The organism is Brucella sp. IR068, from assembly GCF_049065885.1.
Classification (GTDB): domain Bacteria; phylum Pseudomonadota; class Alphaproteobacteria; order Rhizobiales; family Rhizobiaceae; genus Brucella; species Brucella intermedia.
This window is the reverse complement of the sequence record NZ_JBAKHE010000011.1, coordinates 86,962-108,174: the sequence shown is the minus strand read 5'-3', so window position 1 is coordinate 108,174 and position 21,213 is coordinate 86,962. Positions and strand designations below refer to the sequence as shown.

Here is a 21,213-nt window from a genome sequence, read left to right as displayed (position 1 = left end):
TCTAATGTCATTGTTTGCAATGCATGACGCGTTAACCTTCAGGAATGGTTGGCCACGAGGAGGTGGCGGTCAGGGAGGTTATACTGGATGACTGAAACGTCCGTTTCAGCGCGGCTGGCGCGTTATGAGGATGCCGTTGCGCAATTTCGCATCGAAGATGCTATCGCAAAGCTTCACGGCAATCCGGAAACCGGCATCAATGCCTGTGTTGAATGCTGCGACCGGCATATCGGTGATAATCGCGTCGCCTTGCGTGCCATTGCGGTAAATGGCGAACTTTCTGAACTCACCTTCGAGAACCTGCGCGATATGGCCGCTCGTGCGGGCAATGTACTGAAAGATGCAGGTGTCGGCGCTGGCGATGTCGTTGCAGGTCTGTTGCCGCGCACGCCAGAACTCATCGCAACCATTCTCGGCGCGTGGCGTATCGGCGCTGTCTATCAGCCGCTTTTCACCGCCTTCGGTCCCAAAGCGATTGAACATCGTCTGAAAACCAGCGGCGCAAAACTGGTCGTCACAAACACAGCCAATCGCGCCAAGCTTGCAGAAGTCGAAAAATGCCCCAAGGTCGCTACCGTTCTCGCATCCGGTGAAAGCCTGCCCGCCGGTGACATCGATTTTCGCCGTGCGACTGCGTCCGCTTCGGTTGACTGCCATCCGGTACTTCGCACAGGCAGCGACCTGTTCATGATGATGTCGACCTCCGGTACGGCCGGCCTGCCGAAAGGCGTGCCAGTCCCGCTTTATGCGCTGCTGGCATTCGGCGCCTATATGCGCGACGCCATCGGTCTGCGTTCCGACGATATTTTCTGGAATATTGCCGATCCGGGCTGGGCATATGGACTTTATTATGCCGTGACAGGACCATTGCAGCTAGGCATCGCAACCACGCTGTACGAAGGCGGCTTCACCGCTGAAAGCACCTACGATATCATTGAGCGTCTCGGTGTTACGAGCCTTGCCGGTTCACCGACCGCCTTCCGGCTGTTGATGGCGGAAGGACCGGAAGCAGCCAAACGCGTCAAGGGTCGCTTGCGCGTAGTATCGAGCGCCGGAGAGCCACTCAACCCGGAGGTTATTCGCTGGTTCGACGCATATCTCGGCGCACCGATCTATGATCATTACGGCCAGACGGAACTGGGCATGGTGGTCAATAATCATCACGGCCTTGGACACGCGGTCCGGCACGGGTCGGCTGGTTACGCCATGCCCGGCTATCGTGTGGCCGTTCTGGATGAACAAAGCAACGAACTCGGTCCTAACCAGCCTGGTATTCTTGCCGTCGATATAGCAAAATCGCCGCTTCTCTGGTTTTCCGGCTATTACAAGCAGGAAACGCCAGCCATTGCGGGCGGTTACTATCGCACTGGCGACACCGTGGAATTCGAGCCGGATGGTTCGATCAGTTTCATCGGCCGGGCTGACGACGTTATAACATCATCCGGTTACCGCATCGGACCGTTCGATGTGGAAAGCGCCCTTCTTGAACATGCAGCGGTCAATGAAGCCGCGGTCGTGGGCGTGCCGGACCCGCAACGCACGGAAATTGTGAAGGCATTCGTTATCCTTGCGCCGGGTTTCGAAGGTACGCAGGCACTGAAAGATGAACTGGCATTGCACGTGAAGACGCGGCTCTCCGCCCACGCCTATCCACGTGAAATCGACTTTCTAAGCGAACTTCCCAAGACACCGAGTGGAAAAATACAGCGTTTCCTCCTGCGCAAGGCGGAAATCGACAAACAGCAACAGACGAAGGCCTGAGGACAAGAATATGCAGATTAAGGATCGGGTATTCCTTATTACCGGTGCAAGCTCCGGCCTCGGCGCTGCGGTTGCGAAAATGGCCGTCGATGCTGGTAGCAAGGTTATGCTTCTGGATGTGAATGCAGAAGCAGGCGAATCGCAGGCGAAGGCGCTTGGCGCGGCAGCAAAGTTCCACCGCACGGATGTCACCAGCGACGAGGATGGCAAAGCAGCTATAGCAGCCGCACTGGAAGCGTTCGGACGCGTTGATGTGCTCGTCAATTGTGCCGGTGTCGCGCCCGGCGAAAAGGTCCTCGGACGCGACGGGGCGCATCGACTGGAAAGCTTCACGCGCGCAATTTCGATCAATCTGATCGGCACGTTCAATATGCTGCGCCTTGCCGCGGAAGCCATGGCAAAGAACGACCCCGGTGAAGGCGGGGAGCGCGGCGTCATCATCAACACCGCATCGGTTGCAGCCTTTGACGGCCAGATCGGTCAGGCTGCCTATTCCGCTTCCAAGGGCGGCGTTGCTGCGATGACCTTGCCGGTCGCCCGCGAACTTGCGCGTCACGGCATTCGGGTCATGACCATCGCACCGGGAATTTTCGCCACGCCGATGATGGCCGGCATGCCGCAGGAAGTGCAGGATGCGCTTGGTGCATCCGTGCCCTTCCCGCCTCGGCTGGGGCGTCCGGAAGAATATGCGGCTCTTGCCCGCCATATCGTGGAAAACCAGATGCTCAACGGTGAAGTCATCCGCCTGGATGGTGCACTTCGCATGGCAGCAAAATAAAGCCATTCCAGGAAAAGTGGAAACCGGTTTTCCGTCCGGAATTGCGTACGGAAAAAACCAACGAGGAACGATCATGTCCAACAGCGATCCCATTGTCATTGTCGGTGCTTCCCGTACTCCCATGGGTGGCTTTCAGGGCGATTTTGCCAGCGCTCAGGCTACAGACCTCGGTGCCGCGGCCATTCGTGGCGCACTTGCAGGAGCGGGGCTTGCGCCAGAAGCGGTCGAAGACGTCTATATGGGCTGCGTTCTGCCCGCCGGTCAGGGACAGGCTCCGGCGCGTCAGGCTTCGATCAAAGCCGGAATACCCGTTTCCACTGGCGCGACGACCATCAACAAGATGTGCGGCTCCGGCATGAAGGCGACCATGCTCGCCCATGATCTTCTCCTCGCGGGTTCCGCCAATGTGATCGTCTCAGGCGGCATGGAAAGCATGACCAATGCCCCCTATCTGCTGCCCAAGGCACGTGGCGGGTATCGTATGGGACACGGCCAGATTCTCGACCACATGTTCCTTGACGGGCTTGAAGACGCATATGACAAAGGCCGTCTCATGGGCACCTTTGCCGAAGATTGCGCGGAAGCCTATCAATTCACCCGTGAAGCTCAGGATGAATTCGCCATTGCCTCACTGACGCGTGCGCAGAATGCTATCAAGGATGGGCTTTTCGCCGCCGAAATCACGCCCGTCACCGTGAAGGCTGGGCGCAGCGAAGTTGAAGTTTCGATTGACGAGCAGCCCGGCAAGGCGAAACTGGACAAGATACCGACCCTTCGCCCGGCATTTCGCGACGGTGGCACTGTGACGGCCGCCAATTCCTCCTCGATCTCGGATGGGGCAGCTGCACTCATTCTCATGCGCGCATCGGAGGCGGAAAAGCGCGGGCTCACCCCGCGCGCCGTTCTGGTCGGCCATGCCACCCATGCCGACAAGCCGAACCTTTATCCAACTGCCCCCATCGGCGCGATAAGCAAGCTTTCGGAAAAGATCGGCTGGAACCTGAGTGATGTCGATCTTTTTGAGATCAACGAGGCCTTTGCAGTTGTCGCCATGGCTGCCATGCGCGATCTCGATCTTCCGCACGACAAGGTCAATATTCATGGTGGCGCCTGCGCCCTTGGCCATCCAATCGGCGCGTCGGGTGCCCGCATTCTTGTGACCCTGCTTTCAGCCCTCGAAACCCATGGCCTGAAGCGCGGCGTGGCTGGCATCTGTTTGGGCGGTGGCGAGGCCACCGCCGTAGGCATTGAGAGGATTGTCTGATGCTCTTGAACGATACGCAGGAGCAGATTCGCGAAGCTGCCCGGCAGTTCGCACAGGAACGGCTTGCGCCGGGTGCTGCCGCACGCGACAGGGAGCACGCCTTTCCGCGCGCAGAACTCAGCGAAATGGGAGAGCTTGGCTTTCTCGGAATGCTGGTGTCGGAAGAATGGGGCGGCTCCGATCTCGGTACGGTTGCCTATGCGCTGGCGCTGGAAGAGATCGCGGCCGGCGATGGGGCATGTTCGACCATCGTTTCGGTCCATTCATCGGTCGGCTGCGTTCCCATCCTCCGTTTCGGCACCGAAGAGCAGAAACAGCGGTTTTTGCCCAAAATGGCGTCTGGCGAATGGATTGGCGGGTTCGCATTGACCGAACCCCAAGCCGGTTCCGATGCCTCCGCGCTCAAAACCCGTGCACGCCGCGATGGTGATCATTATGTGATCGATGGTTCCAAACAGTTCATCACGTCGGGCAAGAATGGCAGCGTAGTGATCGTGTTTGCCGTTACCGATCCATCGGCTGGCAAGAAAGGCATCTCGGCTTTCATCGTGCCGACCGATACACCGGGTTATGAGGTCGTTTCAGTCGAACACAAGCTCGGCCAGCATTCGTCTGATACATGTGCGCTCGCTTTCACAAACATGCGCATTCCGGTGGAAAACCGGCTGGGTGAAGAGGGCCAGGGCTACAAGATTGCGCTTGCCAATCTGGAAGGCGGGCGCATCGGTATCGCCGCACAGTCAGTCGGGTTGGCCCGCGCCGCATTTGAAGCCGCGCGTGCTTATGCCAGGGAACGCGTTACATTCGGCAAGCCGATCATCGAGCATCAAGCGGTCGCGTTCCGGCTCGCGGATATGGCGACAAAAATTGAGGCGGCCCGGCAGATGGTGCTGCATGCAGCCGCATTGCGTGAAGCAGGCAAACCCTGTTTGACGGAAGCTTCGATGGCCAAACTTGTCGCTTCGGAAATGGCCGAACAGGTCTGCTCCGCCGCAATCCAGATTCACGGCGGTTACGGGTATCTGGCTGATTATCCGGTTGAGCGCATTTATCGTGATGTTCGCGTATGCCAGATTTACGAAGGCACGAGCGACGTACAACGTCTCGTTATTGCACGGGGATTGTGATCGTCTCCCTGCAATAATGTTTGCAAGTCACGATGAAAATCGACCAAAGAGCGCATGCGGATAAGCGTGTAATCCGCGGCACATTGTGAGGCCCGATGACTGTTCGCCCGATTGTAAGCTATCCGGATAAACGGCTGCGTGCCGTAGCCGATCCTGTCACCCTGTTCGACAGCGCTTTGCAGGAACTGGGAACCGATCTCCTCGACACGATGCGAGCAGCCCCGGGCATCGGGATCACCGCGCCGCATATCGGTATTGCAATGCGTTTGGTGGTTCTGGAACTGCCTGAAGCAGGCCCGAAATTCTATGTGAACCCGCAAATCCTCTGGGCTTCAGAAGAAAAGATCCATCATCAGGAAGGTAGCGTTTCCATGCCGGGCGTTGTCGATGAGGTCGAACGCCACGCCCGCATCAAAATCCGCTATCAGGACCTCGACGGGAACGAGCAAACCGAGGAATCGGAAGGCCTGCTCGCCGTTTGCCATCAGCATGAAATAGACCAGCTTGACGGTATTTTCTGGATACAGCGCCTCTCGCGATTGCGCCGCGACCGCCTCGTCAAACGTTATGAGAAATCGCAGCGCCAGCGATAGTTAGCGCTGCGAAATAGATCAATAGAGCAAACGCGCACGAATGGTGCCTGGAATTTCGCGAATGGCCTGCAAGACCGTTTCGCTGGCGTCGCCGACGCCGTCAGCTTCCATAACAAGATAACCCACTTCGCCATCGGTCTGCAGAAACTGACTGGCGATATTGATGTTATGTGTCGAGAAAACATTCACGAGGCTGTTGAGAATGCCGGGGCGGTTTTCATGCACGTGCATGAAACGCGTACCCGTCGGGCGCGGCGGCAACTGCACCTGCGGGAAGTTGACGGCACCCAAGGTAGAGCCGACATCGGAATATTCGACCAGTTTTCGGGTGACTTCCAAACCGATACGTTCCTGCGCTTCTTCCGTCGATCCACCGATATGCGGCGTGAGAATGACGTTTTCCAGTCCCTGAATGGGCGAAACGAATTTGTCGTTGTTGGAGGCTGGTTCAACCGGGAACACGTCGATGGCAGCACCTGCGAGGTGGCCTTCCTGCAGGACCTTCGCCAGAGCCTCCAGATCGACAACCGTACCGCGAGCATTATTGATGAGGAAAGCGCCCTTTTTCATCTTCCGCAGTTTTGCTTCGGTAATCAGCTTCGAAGTCGATTTGTTCGACGGTACGTGCAGGCTGACGACGTCCGAAATCTTCAACAACTCATCAAGGCTCGCAGCCGGTTTGACATTGCCATATTGCAGTTTGTCGGAAGTGTCGAAATAGCGGACCGTCATGCCGAGGCTCTCAGCCAGATTGCCGACCTGCGAACCGATATTGCCATAGCCTACAATACCCAGCGTCTTGCCGCGCACTTCGCGGCTGCCGGTTGCCGTCTTATCCCAACCGCCTGCATGCGCAGAGACCGAACGCGGGAAGATCCGACGCATCAGCATGATGATTTCGCCAATCACCAGTTCCGCCACCGAACGGGTGTTCGAAAATGGTGCATTGAAGACCGGAATGCCGCGCTTGCGGGCTGCTTTCAGTTCAACCTGGTTGGTCCCGACGGAGAAGCAGCCGACTGCTATCAAGCGGTTAGCCGCAGCAAAAATCTCTTCGGTCAACTGCGTGCGGGAACGAATACCGACAATATGCGCTGACGAAATCGCTTCGATCAGATCGGCCTTATCCAGCGCCTTCGGCAAATGCGTGACATTGGTGTAACCGGAGGCTTTGAAGTAATCGACGGCCGTCTGGTTAATGCCTTCCAGCAGAAGAACATTGATGCGGTCGCGAGCGAGGGAGAGACGTTCAGTCATTTTGGGGATTTCCAAGCTGTAACAGCGAATAGTCGGTTTACGACATGAATGAACGCAAAGCCGTCGTCAACAGGATGAACTGAAAGATTTTACCCCGATTGCAGATTCACGAAGAAAGTGAACGGAGCATCGCCTTTCCGGAACGCCAAAGAGGCCTATCTGATAGGACATGACAAGCGGGACAGGGACGGCATTTCCCTGTCCCTGATGGCGTCGGACTTCATCGTAACAACCGGAGGAATGCTCTCTATGAGTGAAATGATCACTCTCGACACCCATGAAGCCATTCGCGACTGGGTGGCTGCTCGCAACGGAAATCCGGCATTTGTCAGCACCTCCATAGGTCCCGATGCTGCGCCGGTCTTGCGAATTGTTTTCGAACCAGAGTTTGTCGCCGATGTCGAACGCCCGCTGGACGCGGGCGGTCTTGAAATCGTCGAATGGGAAGATTGGTTTCGCCTGTTCGACCGGCAAAAACTCGTGATGCTTGTGGCACACTCGAAGCCGGGAAAACTCGACTTTTACTACCAGATTCTTCCGGGCTGACCGCTTTCCAGACCTTTACCGAGTACATAAGGCGGACCAGTTTGAAACTGGCCCGCTGGACTGAGCATTCAGCCCTTCAGTTTCCGACCAATGACTTTTGCAACCAGCGCCAGCGAAATGGCTCCCGCGTCCGGATGACCGATACTCTTGTCGGCAAGCGGCCTTGCGCGGCCGAGTTTCGGGGCCAGAGGCGCCGTCGCTTCGGCTGCTGCCTTTGCTATATCGGCAGCTTTATTCCATGCATCCGCCAGCCGAACACCTGCTGCAAACTCATTTTCGAGCGTCTCCACAAAAGGCACGAAAGCATCCACCAATGTCTTGTCGCCGGGTTTGGCCCGGCCAAGCGTGGTGACGGCATCGAGCGCGCGCCTGCCGCCGCGAACGACTGCTCCATCATCAATGCTGCCATTGTCGGACAGTTCTGTGCTCCATGAGCGCAGCAGAAGCCCCCATAGCGCTCCGGATGTTCCTCCGGCTCGATCTGCCCAAGCGTCACCGGCTACAGCCAATACGCTTGCGGACCCGGCTCCAGCTTTCACGGCTTGATCCGCAGCCTCCCTTGCAGCCGCGGAGCCGCGTCGCATACCCTGCCCGTGATCGCCATCGCCGGCAAAGGCATCAATGCGGCCCAGCTCTTCTTCGGCTTCAACCAGTGCGTCACCGACGGTGTGCAGAATAGCTTGAATGCAGGCACCCCCTGCTCGTCCTGCCTCATCCGCCTGGGCAAAAACCGGGGCTGCATCCTCATTGGCGATGATATCGTCAGCGGGTTCGACTGCAATGGCTGCGCCGCGACGAAGAACCGGGGTATCGCAAGCTGCCGTCCAATAGCGCTCGAGTTCTTCATCGAGCCACAGGAGTGTCAGTGAGCACCCTTGCATATCGAGACTGGTAACAAATTCACCCGCTTCCGGTGCCACAATATCAAGACCGAATTTTTGCAGAAGCGACGCGATCGCCGTCCACAAGACAAACAGCTCTTCATATTTTGTCGCACCGAGGCCGTTCAGGATAACGCCAACCCTTTGCGTTCCTTCCGGACGCTCCGCCAGAAGCTTCTCCACCAACAGGCTTGCCAGACCGGAGGCAGGCAGGATCGCCTCTTCCTTGATTCCTGGTTCGCCATGAATGCCGAGACCAAGCGCCATCTGGCCTTCCGGTACGGTGAAGAGCGGATGTGGAGCGCCAGGCAATGTGCAGCCTTTGAAGGCAACGCCAAAGGAGACAGTGTTCGCGTTGGCCTGACGCGACAGCCGTTCGACCTCATCCAGGGACAGACCGGCTTCGGCAGCCGCGCCAGCAATCTTGAACACGACCAGATCGCCAGCAATGCCGCGCCGCTTTTCGTGCATATTCGCCGGAGCGCTGGCCACATCGTCCGTTACCGGCAGGATGCGTACGTCGATCCCTTCGGCACGCAGGCGCTCGGCGGCAACGCCGAAATTGAGGACATCGCCTGCATAATTACCAAAGCCCAGAAGAATACCACCGCCCTTATGCGCCTGGCGGCAGACGCGGGCTACTGCCGCTGTCGAAGGTGAGGCGAATACGTCGCCAGCAACAGCTGCATCGGCTAGACCCGGTCCCACATATCCGGCAAACGCCGGGTAATGGCCGGAGCCGCCCCCCACAACCACAGCGACCTTGCCTTGAGGTACCTTTGTCGAGCGAACAACGCCGCCCCGCACGTGGCGAACATAGCGGTTATAGATACTGGCAAACCCGGCAAGAGCGGTCGAGGCAAACTCCTCCGGCGCGTCGAAAATCGTCGTCATTGAAACAGTCCTTGGTCTGGGTCATTAGCCGCGTGGCAGGATGCGGCGCAGATAGTCACGATTTGTAGCCGAAACGGAAAGCCCGTCGCCACCATAATGTTCACATAAAAACGGGCTGGCAAATCCGTGATCCAGCGCCATTCCGATCGCGGCGCGATAATTGATGATGCCGCTTTCAAGCGGAGCCGGATGCGTGACGATTACACCCGATGCGGGATCTTCAGTGCGGGTGTAGTTCTTGACGTGCCAGAACTTTGCGTAAGGCGCCACCTTTTCCATCATCTGCTGCCAATGCTCGACCGGACGGTGCAGACGAATGAGATTGCCCAGATCGGCATTGATCCCGACATTGTCGAGACCGACTTCCTCGACAAAACGAACTGAACTGTCCGCAGTGCCAAGATAAGTATCCTCATACATTTCAAGCGAAAGCTCTATATCGAGCTCCTCCGCATGGCGTCCGAGTTCGCGAATTCGCTCCACGGCCTTTTTCCAGACAGCCGGATCGTCCGGGTTCTTCGCCCCGTCAACCGTCCAGAACCACAATGCCTGTTTCTGTGCATTCGTCAGCGGTTCAAACAATCCGAAGGAAACGCTGCCCGCGCCGATCTCTTTCGCCGTGTCGATAACTCGATGCCCATAGGCCAGATATTCATCGCCGCGCTGGGCGTCGATCACACTGCGCCGTGAAGTCGAAATTGCAGGAATGGTGAAGCCTAGCGATTTGGCAACGGTCATGAATTCAGCGAGGCGTGCAGGCGACAAATCAGCGAGCCGCAGCCAGCTGTCTGTCGGGTCAAGTTCCGTAAAACCTGCGTCCGCAACATCGGACAAGGTGCAAGCCCAATCTTCCGCCGACTGATCCTGCACCGAACTGCCATCCGGCAGCATATTGGGATACTGGATCATCGCCGCTGCAATTGGCCAGGTTTCGCGTGTCCATTTGGAAGTTGTCTGTTTCAACTTGCATTCCTGTTTTTTTGCATCATCCATCGGGATCAGGCCACATTGCCATTGCCGGAGGGAACCTGGGGCTTGCGGTTCCGCAGCCTGCCGATTGCCCAGAATAGGGCTGGGGAGACCAGCAGGAAGACGCCGAGCGTCATCAACGAGGCAACCAGGCCATTCGACCAGAATATCGAGAGCTGACCGCCGGACATCATCATCGACTGGCGGAATGCATCTTCTGCCTTGTCGCCGAGAACCATGGCGAGAACCAAAGGCGCCAGCGGATAATCGAGCTTCTTGAAGATGTAGCCCAGCACACCGAATGCGATCACCAGCCAGACATCGGTTATCGAGTTGGCAACCTGATAAGCGCCGGAGAAAATGACCGCGACAATGATCGGACCAATGATCGAGAACGGCACGCGCAGAATAGATGCGTAGAGCGGCACGGTCGCAATCACCAGAATGACGGCGACAATGTTGCCGAGATACATGGAGGCAATCAGACCCCAGACGAAATCCGGACGATCCGTGAACAATGTCGGACCCGGAGTGAGCCCCCAGATCATCAGCCCACCCATCATCACGGCAGCGGTTGCCGACCCCGGCACGCCCAGTGCCAGCATGGGGAGAAGGGCGGATGTGCCAGCAGAATGGTCGGCGGTTTCCGGCGCGACGATCCCGCGAGGATCGCCTTTGCCGAACTTCGATTTGTCCCGTGCAGAACGGCGAGCCACCCCGTAGCTCATGAAGGATGCAGCGGTTGGTCCTGCGGGGGTTATACCCATCCAGATGCCGATCAGCGTGGAACGAGCGAGCGTAAACCAATAGCGCGGCAATTCGAGAAGAGTGCGCCCGATCTCGCCAAGACGCACCCGCGCCTTGATACCGTCGAAACGAAGCCCCTCCTCCGTCGTCAGCAACAATTCACCAATCCCGAACAGGCCCATCACCGCGATTAAGAAGGAGATACCCTTGATAAGTTCCGGTATGTCGAATGTCAGACGCAGATTGCCGGAGATCGTGTCCATACCTACGGAAGCAAAGGCGAAGCCAATCATCATGGAAACGAGCGTCTTGAACGGCGATTGCGCGCCCATGGATATGAAACTGGCGAAAGCCAGAAAATAAACAGCGAAATATTCCGGGGATGAAAACCGCAGGGCGAAATTGGCGACCCAACTTGAGAGCAGTGTAATCATCACCACGCCAGCCAGTGCGCCGATCCCAGCCGAGACGAATGCCAGCGTCAGCGCGCGGCTCGCATGTCCGGCCTTCGCCATCGGATAGCCGTCGAAAGTGGTGGCTACGGACGAAGGTTCCCCCGGAATGTTGAACAGAATGGACGTTGTCGACCCACCGAACAATGCCCCCCAATACATGCACGAGAGCAGAATAATCGCGGAGATCGGGTCCATCGTGAATGTCAGCGGCAAAAGCAGGGAAACGCCATTGGGCGCGCCCAATCCCGGCAGGACACCGACCAGAATTCCAAGCGTCACCCCCAGCATCATCAGCAGAACATGATTGAAACTGAGTATGTGGGCGAAGCCATCCATCAGGAGACTGAAGTTTTCCATGTCTTTCCTCCAAAGACATCGGACTTTCCGGTATCAATAAATCCCGAAGAAAGCCTCGACCGGACCTTTAAGGAGTGGAACCTTGAATCCGATTTCAAAAATGACGAAAAAGAAGAGGGAAACGGCAATACCGGCTGGCAATGAAGCCCACCACCTGTAGCGCCCCTGAAACATCATCGCTCCAGCGATGTAGAGGGCGGTGCCGATATAAAGGCCGAGAACCGTCGATATGGCAGCGAAGGCAACCAGCGGCACAGCGAAACCGAGAACCGGTTTCAGCCGGGAGAGCTCAACGAAGACTTCTCCGCTACCGCGATGTTTTACAAATGCCACAACGAGGTTAACCGCGCTTCCGAACAGGATAAGCAGGCCGATATAGAACGGAAAGTAACCCGCATCCGGCCCCATTTCCGTCCAGCCTGTGCCAGCCTGCTGCGCCCCGTAACAAACTGCGGCCCCCAGCGCGCCCGTGAGGAGAGCCACGCCCGCCTCAACGGAGAAGCGGGAAAATCCGCCGTCGCCATTTTCACTCATGTGATGAGCTCCTTCGATGGAAGATGCAGGCGCCAGCGGCACCTGCACAAATGCCCAAAACGTCAGTTGGCCAGCCAGCCTTCGCGCTTGAGCACCGCCGTTACCGCCGTTTCATCATTCTTGATAAAGGAGGAAAGGTCGTTTCCGCTCATATAGGCGGCAGATTGCGAACTATCCGCAAGGTACTTCGCCCATTCAGGTGTTTCGGAAACCTTTTTGAGTACCCCTGCATAGTAGTCGACGACTTCCTGATCGACACCGGCTGGCAGCCACACTGTGCGCGGCATCGAGTAATTTTCGATTGCGATCCCCGCTTCCATGCAGGTCGGAATGTCGCTCCATCCCATATCGCCAGCCACCTTTCCCTCCCCCTTGAGCTTTTCGCTCTTGAAGACACAAAGGGGCTTTACCATTCCGGCCTGCCATTGACCGAGATTTTCGCTCGGATTGTTGACATTGGCGGCGATGTGCTCCCCTGCGAGCTGGACGGCCGCTTCACCACCGCTTTTGAACGGAATGTAGCCGAGTTTCGAACCGGTGGCATCGTTGATCATGGATGTAAGAATCTGGTCAACGTCTTTGGACTGGCTTCCACCAACCTTCATACCCGCATCATCCTTCGCCTTGGCGATAAACTCTGCGGCGGTCTTGAAATCGGATTTTCCGCTGACCCAAAGGATGAACTCGTCTGCGGCAAGGGCTGAAACGGGTATCAAATCGTCCGATTTGTAAGGAACCTTGGCGCGCACCGGCAAAAGATAGGCGTTGTTGGTGCCGAAAGCGAGCTTATACGGATCACCCTTGTAACCAGCAGTATAGACAAAGCCTTCGGCTCCGCCCGCACTCCCCTTGTTCGTGACGACGATTGGCGCGCTCATCAGCTCATACTTGCCGATGATCGACTGAATTGTGCGCGCGAAAATATCAGTTCCCCCGCCCGGTCCGGCGGTTACGACAAATTCCACAGGACGCGTCGGCTCGAATGCGTGCACAGACGAGGCAACTACCGCCGCCCCTGCGGCGAGGCATGCAATGCGCAAAGACTTCTTCATGGTCTATCCTCCCAGTTAAACGGCATGGGCCCTCCCCCCATGCCGATAGCATCAAAATGTCAGCAATCAGGCAGCGCTCGGAAGCGCTTTGGCTCTTTTCGCCATCCGTGCGGCAAGCAGGATCGCTTCGCGCGTAGCTCCCACATCCGCAATCCCCTTCCCGGCAATATCATAGGCTGTGCCGTGGGCAGGCGTGCAAAGCGGAAATGGCAATCCGCCCATCATCGTCACGCCCTTGTCGAAGCCCATAAGCTTCATCGCAATCTGCCCCTGGTCGTGATACATTGTCAGTACCGCCTGGAAGCCATCCTTGAGGGCACGCAGGAACACCGTGTCCGCCGGAAAGGGCCCATCCACATCGAACCCCTTGGCCTCGGCAGCCTTTACCGCCGGCTCAATGATGTCGATTTCTTCCATCCCAAAGCTGCCTCCGTCACCGGCATGCGGATTGAGCCCGGCTACTGCAATCTTCGGGTTGTCATATCCCGCCTTTTTCAGGCAGGCCCAAGCCAGTTCGAGCTCAGCCAGAATTCCTTCGACAGTCAGGGTCGAGGCTACGTCCTTGAGCGGAATATGCGACGTTACGCGCGCATTCCAAACCTTCTCCAGAACGTTGAATTCCCGCACCTTGCCCGTGAAGTTCAGCACATCGGCAACAAAGCGGATTTCGTCGTCGTAGCCTGGATATGCAAACCGCATGGCCTGCTTGTTGAAAGGCGTGAAGCAAACGGCCTGCGCGTGACCTGCCTCGGCAAACTTCAATGCGGTGCGAAAGTTGTGGGTCGCGAAAGTTCCTCCAACCAATGTGGCCTCGCCACGCACGACATCCTTCGGATCGAGATTCTCCAGGTCGACGAAGACATGCTTGCCCACCGGCATGCCAGGCGCATTTTCGATATTGGCATCCTGCAGATCAAGTTCGACACCCGCGACGCGCGCGCCTTCATTTAGAATACGACGATCCCCGAAAACGATGAGATGCGCTTCTTTGTTGACATCCGGCAGGGCCAGAAGACGTGCCGTCAGCTCGGGACTGATACCGGCTGGATCCCCCATTGCAAGCGCAATCACGCTCGGTTCAGCGCCAGTGGCAGTCATTAGCATCCTCCTCGTCTGCATTCTGTATGCAGCATGCATATGTCAGTCTTAGTGGAGGCGCAAGCATTTTGTATTCTGTATGCAGCATTTTTTATTGACGGTTGAGAGCGGGCCAGCCATCTTCGCGTCAGACGGTGAGATGGGATTCGAGCTCACTCTTTGAGAAAAAAGGTCGATGGACGAAATTCAGAAAACCGAGCAGTCCGATAACGGCTCACAGGCGTTCCGCCGCACTGCTTTGCACGATATGCTCGTCAACCATCTGCGCGATATGATCATCGAAGGGCAGCTGGAACCGGGCACCCGCCTGCATGAAGGTCAGCTTGGCGAACAGCTGGGGGTATCGCGGACGCCACTGCGTGAGGCGATCAAGTATCTGGCCAGCGAAGGTCTAGTGGAACTAGTTCCAAGCCGCGGCGCCGTTGTGAAACGGTTCAGTGCGACCGATGTAAAGGACATGCTTACAGTCCTGCGCGCCTTGGAAGAGCTTGCTGGAAAACTTGCCTGCGAACTGGCAACCGACCGGGAAATCGGAGAGGTTCGAGCACTGCATGATGAAATGATCGAGCGTTACAAACACTCTGACCGCCTGCAATATTACAAGCTCAACCAGCAGATACATCTGGCCATTGTCCGTCTTGCCAGAAATCCAACGCTCGCGGATATTCACCAGATGCTGCAGACGCGGTTGAAGCGCATCCGCTTTGTGGGGCATGAGGGCGCGGAGAAATGGGCCGCAGCCGTCTCCGAGCATGAAGAAATGATCACGGCTCTCGAAGCCCGCAATGCGGAACGGCTCTCCGAGGTTCTGGGGCGCCATTTGACGAAAGCGTGGGAGCGCGTCCGCGATACGATGTAGAATGAACAGGCGGCCCGCTATCATCCAGATCACTGTTTGATCGAAAACATCAGATGAAGTCTACCTCAATCCAATCAGTTCGCGTTATAGATGAGGTTGGAAACTTTTGCTTATCTGATGCATCGGTGCAGACTATGGAACTGAAATGGCTTGAAGATTTCGTCAGTCTTGCAGAGCACAGGAGCTATTCCCGCGCGGCAGGTGACCGCAATATTACACAGTCCGCCCTCAGCAAACGCATCAAGCAACTGGAGGACTGGATTGGTCTACCCCTAATCGATCGTTCTTCGAATCCTATTGGCTTGACGAAGGCGGGAGAATGTTTTCTTCCGCGAGCACACGATGCTCTTGAAATGCTGCTTACCGCCCGTAAGACCGTCAGCGATGGTTACAGCGCATCGTGGGAAATCATCTCTTTTGCTACACTCAATACGCTGTCACTCACGTTCTTTCCGCACTGGATGGCGCAGATTGAAGCCGCCGGCGTGTCATTCCGCGCTCGTTTTGCCGATCCGCATTCATCATTCGTCGGAAATATTTCCACGCTTGTCAGCGGACATTGCGACTTCTTTCTGACTTATGCGCATCCGGCAGTTCCGCAGATGGATGATCTCAGTGGTTATCCGTTTCTGGCGCTTGGCACCGAAAGGGTCATCCCCGTCTCCGCTCCTGCCCCGAATGGACAAGCCCTTCATAGCCTTAAGGAAAAGTCGTTGCCGATCGACTTTCTCAGCTATCGTGGCAACTCGTTCTTTTCTCTCGCATTGCCCTGGCTGTTTGAGAAACATGGGTTCGAATTGAACACGGTTTATGAAAACGGAATGTCTGTTGCGCTCAAGGCAATGGCGGTTTCCGGACATGGTGTTGCATGGATACCGGAAAGCCTTGTCGATGATGAACTCAAGCGTGGCGTGCTGGTCCGCGCCGGTGAAACCGACACCGATCTGTTGATTGATATCCGCGTTTACCGAACACCCCAATTCAGGAACAAGCAGGCCGAACTCCTCTGGCGCCGTGCCTCGCAACTGGTTGCCCAGAAAAATGGCCACGACGCCGGAAGTCCTGCGTCCGGTTAAAACATCAGAGCCAGGGGAAAAGCGCTGCAATAGTTTTCAGGTTCTCTTTGTCGTCCAGATCGCCCAGATCCCTATAGATCCGATCGGCGGCAGGAATTGTCGCGCAACAATCGAGGAATTTTCGCGCACGGTCATCGACGCTGAACGGTTGCTGCAGGGTACCAACGGCGAAGCTGCGAGCCCCTTGCAATACACAACCGTTTTTCAGTGTAACAGTTACGACGTGCGGCAGTTTTTCCGCGGATGCCCGTTCTTCTTCTCCTGAATAGCTGCGCATGGTAATAGCATTGATCAGTGGATCATGTCGGAAAGTATCCACGGCCTCTGGGGTGAAATCTGCGAGAGTCAGGTATCCCTGCCGCAGAGCGCGTGCGACGCAATATTGCATGGAGAAGCGTGCCTGCATCTGGTCGACCGGCTGCGTGTAGGCAAGGTTGCGATAGTTCGCGATCCCAACCAATGTATTCACAGCCCAGATATCCTCGGCATCAAATTCGTGCTCTCCCTTAAGATCAAGCAATGCATCAACGGTCATATGGGTGGACCCACAGCAAGGATGCCGTTTCGGCATGACACCGACCGTTTCAATGACATGCGGCTTATCGGAGAGGATGGCTTCGATATTCCAGCCGAGACGTGGATCCCCTGCAAATAGCTCACGAATGCCCTGCTCACCTTCCAAAATATCGTGCCGTGCCTGCATTCCGGCTTTTGCGAGCAACGCGGCCTCAACCGCATTACGCGCGGCCATACCCGCATGAAACGGCTTGATCAGCGTACCAAACTGGCCCTTGGTACCGGATGCAAAACTGGCAGCGATGGTTATCGCCTGTGCCGTCGCCGTAACATCGAGACCAAGCATATGGGCAGTCGCGACAGCCGTCCCGATGCTCCCCACAGTGGATGTCCCATGCCAGCCAGCTGTGTAATGTGCCTGTCCCAAGCCCTCGCCCACCAGCGCCTGTGCCTGCAGCCCGGCCAGATAGGCGTCAATCAAGCGACGCCCCGTTGTTTTATCCAAATCGGCCAGCGCCACGATGGCGGGGACGATCACTGCCGAAGCATGGCTCATGCCGGGCAGGAAATTATCATCAAAATCCAGTGCATGCGCTGCCGTACCGTTGACCAGTGCAGCAAACATCGGGCTGCCTGTCCCTCCCGTAACCGACAAGGCAGTTCCACCGGCGCTGAACTCTGCAAAGGCTTTAGCAACGCTTTTGGTGCTGTCGTCGCCGCGACCGGCCACCATGCAGGCCAACGTATCCAATATGGCGTCGCATGCCAGTTTTCGTGCATCGATGCTTATAATCGGCTTTGCACAAGCTAAAGCTATCGCGAGCGCGACCGTCATCTCCTCCCGCTGCATGACGTTACCCCTGAAAAGCATCAAGAATGAGTTTCAGGAGACGCCCGAACTTGTGCCGGTTCAGCTGCCGGCCAGCAACATCGGTATCCACTCGATGCACAATCACCATGTCGAGCGCGGGCAATACGATACAGAAGTGACCGCCCGCACCGAAGCCTGCATAGCTGCCTTTCGGTGTAACCACACCGGGGAAGAAGACGCCGTCACGCTCCAGCCACCACATATAGCCATAGGCCCCGCGGGCACCGGCATGAGAATAAGGCATCACACACTCCTGCGCCCAGCCTTCAGGTAGAACGAATGCACCATTCCAGCGACCATTGCGCAGATAAAGCTGGCCGAAGCGAGCTAGATCACGTGTGGACAGACGGAACGGGTAAGCGGCATGCTGGCTTTCCGTAAATCGATCATGCCAACCATCCGGTTTTTCGCCGTCCAACCTGAAATCCTCAAGCCCGAGCGGTTTAGCGATATGTTCATCGAAAGCCTGATGCACGGTCTTGCCCGTAAGCTGTTCGAAAATAGTTCCAAGCGCATTGAAATCCCAGTTGTTATAACACCAGAAGGTTCCTGGCGCATGGGAGTGGCGCTTTTCCTTGATCATCCGCATCCAGGGCGTCTCGTAGCCCGCAGGATGATAGATGCCCGAACGCGCGGTCAGGAGATCATAAACCGTTGCCTGCTTCTCGACTTCGCTCAAGCCTTCATTGTCGTCAATGCCCAGCTGCTCCAGCGTTAGGCTAAGATCGATGGTTCCATCGGCCACATCCTGCCCCATCAGTGCGGCAAGGATACTCTTGCGAATGGAGTGGCAGAGATATTTGTGTGTGATGTCGCCATAGGTGTAGACGATCTTGTTACCTTGAACGACCATCAACGCGTCGGTTTCCTGTTGATCCGCGCAAGAACCAACAGCACGAAGTCCAGCCACCGACCAACCCGCTGCAGCAGGATTCTGCAAGCGTTCCCATTCCGGTCCAGGATTGGCTACCGAATGATAGTTCATATTCGTACTTCCCTAGCTTAATTATGTGCGACAGCTTCCACGCTAGCCTGCAGAAATTCCTGCGTGTATTTGGCCTTGGCGCGTGAGTGACGAAGATCGTCCGCCGTCAGTTCTTCCAGAATGATACCCTTATGCATGACCCCGACGCGCTGGCAGATATGCGCCACCACAGCGAGATCGTGCGAAACCATCAGGTAGGTGAGATTGCGTTCCCGGCGCAGCACTTTGAGCAGATTGAGAATTTCCGCCTGCACCGAAACATCGAGCGCAGATGTCGGTTCATCGAGAAGCAGTACATCCGGCTCGATGATAAGCGCACGCGCTATCGCGACGCGCTGGCGTTGACCGCCAGACAGTTCATGCGGATAGCGATAGAGAAAGCTTGGACCGAGACCGACCGCTTGCAATACGTCACGAATGCGCTCGTCCCTGTGATCCATGCCGTGAATAGCAAGCGATTCCGCCAGCACCTTGTGTACCTGCTTGCGCGGGTGCAGTGAGGCATAGGGGTCTTGGAAGACCATCTGAACACGACGGAAAAACGCTTTATCGCGCTCGCAGCCCATTCTTTGTCCGTCAAAGAAAAAGTCTCCTTGATAGTGCGGAATGAGACCTGCGAGAGCGCGCAGGATTGTGGACTTGCCACAACCAGATTCGCCGATCAGCCCATAGGCTTCGCCGCGCTCGATATGAAATTGCGCCTTCCTGACAACTGTGGCGCGCTTGCGTCCTTTGCCAAAACTGATGGAAAGGTTCGAAACATTCACGAATGGAGAGTTGGCTGCATGTGTCATGAAACTCCTCCAACCAACGTCGGCTCGGTGAGCCAGCTCTTCTCCCGTTCCGGCACCTTCAGCATATCGACCGGCTGGTCCAGCCGAGGAAGGCTCGCCAGCAGCGCCTGTGTATAGGGGTGACGCGCCTTGTGCAGTTCCTTGGCTGGCAGATCTTCCATGATGCGCCCCGCATACATGACCAATACCCGGTCACAGAAATCCGCCACCAGATTGAGATCATGGCTGATAAACATCAGCCCGGTACCTGAACGGCTTACCAGTTCATCGAGAACTGTCAAAACCTGGCGCCGCACCGTCACGTCGAGCGCTGAAGTCGGCTCGTCCGCAATGATCATGTCCGGTTCGGGGATCAACATCATCGCGATCATCACACGCTGCCCCATACCGCCGGAGATCTCGTGCGGGAACAGACGCATGACACGTTCAGGATCGCGAATGTGCACGGCCTCCAGCATAGCAATCGTCTTTTGTCGCGCCTCTGTCGATTTCGCTCGATGGTGTAACCGATAGGCTTCCATAATCTGATCACCGATACGGATCAGCGGATTGAGTGAATATTTTGGGTCCTGGAGGATCATTGAAATGCGGTTGCCACGCACGCTGCGCATCTGGCGTTCGCTAGCCGACAGCAGGTCGATCTCGCCAAAACGGAGGCTCTTGGCGCGAATTTGGGCCATCTTTGGCGTCAGTTTGAGAATCGAGCGCCCGGTCATCGATTTGCCGGAGCCGGATTCGCCCACAATGCCAACCTTTTCGCGACCAATGGAAAAACTGATACCACGAACGACATCGATGTTGCGGTCAGCACCCGGAAAAGACACCCAAAGATCGTCAACTTCAAGCAACGGTTCTGTCATGGATCTTATCCGTTTCTGGGGTCTAGCACATCGCGCAAACCATCACCGAAAAGGTTGAAGGCGAGGCTGGCGAGCAGGATTGCGGTGCCGGGAACGGCGGCAAGCCACCACGAGGTCATCATGAATTCCCGCCCACTGGAGAGCATCGCGCCCCATTCAGGGCTTGGCGGCTGCGCACCAAGGCCGAGAAAGCCAAGACCAGCGGCTGTGAGAATGATCGAAGACATGTTGAGTGTGATGCGGATCACCACCGAGGGAATGCACATTGGCACGACGTGCTTAGCGATCACCCGCATGGTAGAAGCCCCCTGCAGACGTATCGCGGCGACGTAATCGGACGAGCGAATGGTCAGTGTTTCGGCACGGGCAAGGCGCGCTATCGGTGGCCAGGCGGCGAGCGAGATGGCGATAACCGCATTTTCAATGCCTGGCCCAAGTGCCGCAGCGAAGGCTAGCGCCAGTACCAGACTGGGAAAGGCAAGGAAGATGTCGACTATGCGCATCAGTGCCGTATCGACCCAGCCGCCCATATAGCCGGCGGTGGTGCCGACGACGAGACCTATGGGTGCCGCAATGATGGCAGTCAGCGTCACGATGTAAAGCGTGATGCGCGAACCATAGACGAGCCGGCTGAAAATATCGCGACCCAGTTCGTCCGTGCCAAAGAAGTGCTCCCAGGACGGTGGTTGAAGGCGATTCGCGAGATTGTTGGCTCCGATATCGTGCGTGGCGATCAAAGGTGCAAAAATGGCGATCAACACCAAAAGCACGATTACTGCTAGGCCGAAGACGGCGGATGTGTTGGCCAACAGCTTGAACCAGGAACGGCGCAACTGCTGAATATTGGCCTGAAAGGCAGAAGTAGGTACGGAGGCGGTCAGCCAGGCCCGCAGGGAACCGGAAGTTGGCGATGTGCTGTTGTGCGTGTCCATCGGCAAT

At 56.7% G+C, this 21,213-nt stretch carries 20 protein-coding genes; 8 read left to right on the top strand and 12 right to left on the bottom strand.

The features are described 5' to 3' along the window. The first annotated feature begins 87 nt into the window (after positions 1 to 87). The 5 genes from ACOWVS_RS17920 (at position 88) to ACOWVS_RS17900 (ending at position 5,523) form a co-directional block, all read left to right on the top strand. Positions 88 to 1,761, top strand: a complete 1,674-nt coding sequence (locus ACOWVS_RS17920) for an acyl-CoA synthetase (RefSeq protein ID WP_006472093.1) — start codon at positions 88 to 90, stop codon at positions 1,759 to 1,761. A gap of 10 nt (positions 1,762 to 1,771) precedes the next feature. Continuing rightward, complete coding sequence (locus tag ACOWVS_RS17915; protein WP_006472094.1) at positions 1,772 to 2,539, top strand: 3-hydroxyacyl-CoA dehydrogenase; 768 nt, start codon at positions 1,772 to 1,774, stop codon at positions 2,537 to 2,539. 73 nt (positions 2,540 to 2,612) lie between these two features. Continuing rightward, positions 2,613 to 3,803 carry an acetyl-CoA C-acyltransferase gene (locus ACOWVS_RS17910; protein WP_006472095.1) on the top strand — a complete coding sequence of 397 codons (1,191 nt, stop codon included), beginning with the start codon at positions 2,613 to 2,615 and terminating at the stop codon, positions 3,801 to 3,803. Next, on the top strand, positions 3,803 to 4,930 hold the full coding sequence (locus ACOWVS_RS17905) for an acyl-CoA dehydrogenase family protein (protein WP_006470137.1): 1,128 nt from the start codon (positions 3,803 to 3,805) through the stop codon (positions 4,928 to 4,930). Before ACOWVS_RS17910 ends, ACOWVS_RS17905 begins: the two co-directional genes overlap by 1 nt. A gap of 95 nt (positions 4,931 to 5,025) precedes the next feature. Continuing rightward, a complete protein-coding gene (locus tag ACOWVS_RS17900; protein WP_006470136.1) occupies positions 5,026 to 5,523 on the top strand; it encodes a peptide deformylase in 498 nt (165 codons plus the stop codon). Positions 5,524 to 5,541: 18 nt separating this feature from the next. On the opposite strand, the gene serA is transcribed toward ACOWVS_RS17900, so the two are convergent. Next, positions 5,542 to 6,780, bottom strand: coding sequence for a phosphoglycerate dehydrogenase (serA, locus tag ACOWVS_RS17895; protein WP_006472096.1), 1,239 nt, complete (start codon positions 6,778 to 6,780; stop codon positions 5,542 to 5,544). 249 nt (positions 6,781 to 7,029) lie between these two features. Here serA and ACOWVS_RS17890 point away from each other — a divergent pair, with 249 nt between their 5' ends. Then, positions 7,030 to 7,326 carry a hypothetical protein gene (locus tag ACOWVS_RS17890; RefSeq protein ID WP_006472097.1) on the top strand — a complete coding sequence of 99 codons (297 nt, stop codon included), beginning with the start codon at positions 7,030 to 7,032 and terminating at the stop codon, positions 7,324 to 7,326. Between the two features lie 68 nt (positions 7,327 to 7,394). Here the strand turns inward: ACOWVS_RS17890 and ACOWVS_RS17885 are convergent, their stop codons facing one another. The 6 genes from ACOWVS_RS17885 to ACOWVS_RS17860 all read right to left on the bottom strand — a co-directional run bounded on the left by ACOWVS_RS17885 (position 7,395) and on the right by ACOWVS_RS17860 (position 14,313). Beyond that, complete coding sequence (locus ACOWVS_RS17885; RefSeq protein ID WP_006470133.1) at positions 7,395 to 9,101, bottom strand: dihydroxyacetone kinase family protein; 1,707 nt, start codon at positions 9,099 to 9,101, stop codon at positions 7,395 to 7,397. Positions 9,102 to 9,125: 24 nt separating this feature from the next. After that, positions 9,126 to 10,094, bottom strand: a complete 969-nt coding sequence (locus ACOWVS_RS17880; RefSeq protein ID WP_006470132.1) for a sugar phosphate isomerase/epimerase family protein — start codon at positions 10,092 to 10,094, stop codon at positions 9,126 to 9,128. A gap of 5 nt (positions 10,095 to 10,099) precedes the next feature. Then, the gene (locus ACOWVS_RS17875) at positions 10,100 to 11,629 is read right to left on the bottom strand and encodes a tripartite tricarboxylate transporter permease (RefSeq protein WP_075042207.1); all 1,530 of its coding nucleotides are present in this window, start codon (positions 11,627 to 11,629) and stop codon (positions 10,100 to 10,102) included. 33 nt (positions 11,630 to 11,662) lie between these two features. After that, positions 11,663 to 12,163 carry a tripartite tricarboxylate transporter TctB family protein gene (locus ACOWVS_RS17870; protein WP_006472098.1) on the bottom strand — a complete coding sequence of 167 codons (501 nt, stop codon included), beginning with the start codon at positions 12,161 to 12,163 and terminating at the stop codon, positions 11,663 to 11,665. A gap of 62 nt (positions 12,164 to 12,225) precedes the next feature. Then, positions 12,226 to 13,215 carry a tripartite tricarboxylate transporter substrate binding protein gene (locus ACOWVS_RS17865; protein ID WP_063620228.1) on the bottom strand — a complete coding sequence of 330 codons (990 nt, stop codon included), beginning with the start codon at positions 13,213 to 13,215 and terminating at the stop codon, positions 12,226 to 12,228. 66 nt (positions 13,216 to 13,281) lie between these two features. Then, the gene (locus ACOWVS_RS17860; RefSeq protein ID WP_006472100.1) at positions 13,282 to 14,313 is read right to left on the bottom strand and encodes a 4-hydroxythreonine-4-phosphate dehydrogenase PdxA; all 1,032 of its coding nucleotides are present in this window, start codon (positions 14,311 to 14,313) and stop codon (positions 13,282 to 13,284) included. A 175-nt stretch (positions 14,314 to 14,488) separates the two neighbouring features. Between ACOWVS_RS17860 and ACOWVS_RS17855 the strand changes: the two genes are divergently transcribed. Together ACOWVS_RS17855 and ACOWVS_RS17850 are read left to right on the top strand one after the other, a co-directional pair. Continuing rightward, complete coding sequence (locus ACOWVS_RS17855; RefSeq protein WP_006470127.1) at positions 14,489 to 15,172, top strand: GntR family transcriptional regulator; 684 nt, start codon at positions 14,489 to 14,491, stop codon at positions 15,170 to 15,172. A gap of 134 nt (positions 15,173 to 15,306) precedes the next feature. Then, positions 15,307 to 16,248: a LysR family transcriptional regulator gene (locus ACOWVS_RS17850; protein ID WP_006472101.1), complete on the top strand. Its 942-nt coding sequence runs from the start codon at positions 15,307 to 15,309 to the stop codon at positions 16,246 to 16,248. 4 nt (positions 16,249 to 16,252) lie between these two features. Here the strand turns inward: ACOWVS_RS17850 and ACOWVS_RS17845 are convergent, their stop codons facing one another. From ACOWVS_RS17845 to nikC, 5 genes are read right to left on the bottom strand one after another with little or no spacing between them, the layout of a single operon-like run. Then, a complete protein-coding gene (locus tag ACOWVS_RS17845) occupies positions 16,253 to 17,614 on the bottom strand; it encodes an MmgE/PrpD family protein (protein ID WP_085979589.1) in 1,362 nt (453 codons plus the stop codon). Positions 17,615 to 17,618: 4 nt separating this feature from the next. After that, complete coding sequence (locus tag ACOWVS_RS17840) at positions 17,619 to 18,620, bottom strand: serine hydrolase domain-containing protein (RefSeq protein WP_075042208.1); 1,002 nt, start codon at positions 18,618 to 18,620, stop codon at positions 17,619 to 17,621. Between the two features lie 17 nt (positions 18,621 to 18,637). Beyond that, a complete protein-coding gene (locus tag ACOWVS_RS17835; RefSeq protein WP_006470123.1) occupies positions 18,638 to 19,414 on the bottom strand; it encodes an ABC transporter ATP-binding protein in 777 nt (258 codons plus the stop codon). Further along, on the bottom strand, positions 19,411 to 20,274 hold the full coding sequence (locus tag ACOWVS_RS17830) for an ABC transporter ATP-binding protein (RefSeq protein WP_006470122.1): 864 nt from the start codon (positions 20,272 to 20,274) through the stop codon (positions 19,411 to 19,413). The genes ACOWVS_RS17835 and ACOWVS_RS17830 overlap by 4 nt, the downstream gene beginning before the upstream one ends. A 5-nt stretch (positions 20,275 to 20,279) precedes the next feature. Continuing rightward, positions 20,280 to 21,206 carry a nickel transporter permease gene (gene nikC / locus ACOWVS_RS17825; protein WP_085979588.1) on the bottom strand — a complete coding sequence of 309 codons (927 nt, stop codon included), beginning with the start codon at positions 21,204 to 21,206 and terminating at the stop codon, positions 20,280 to 20,282. Between the last annotated feature and the right edge of the window lie 7 nt (positions 21,207 to 21,213).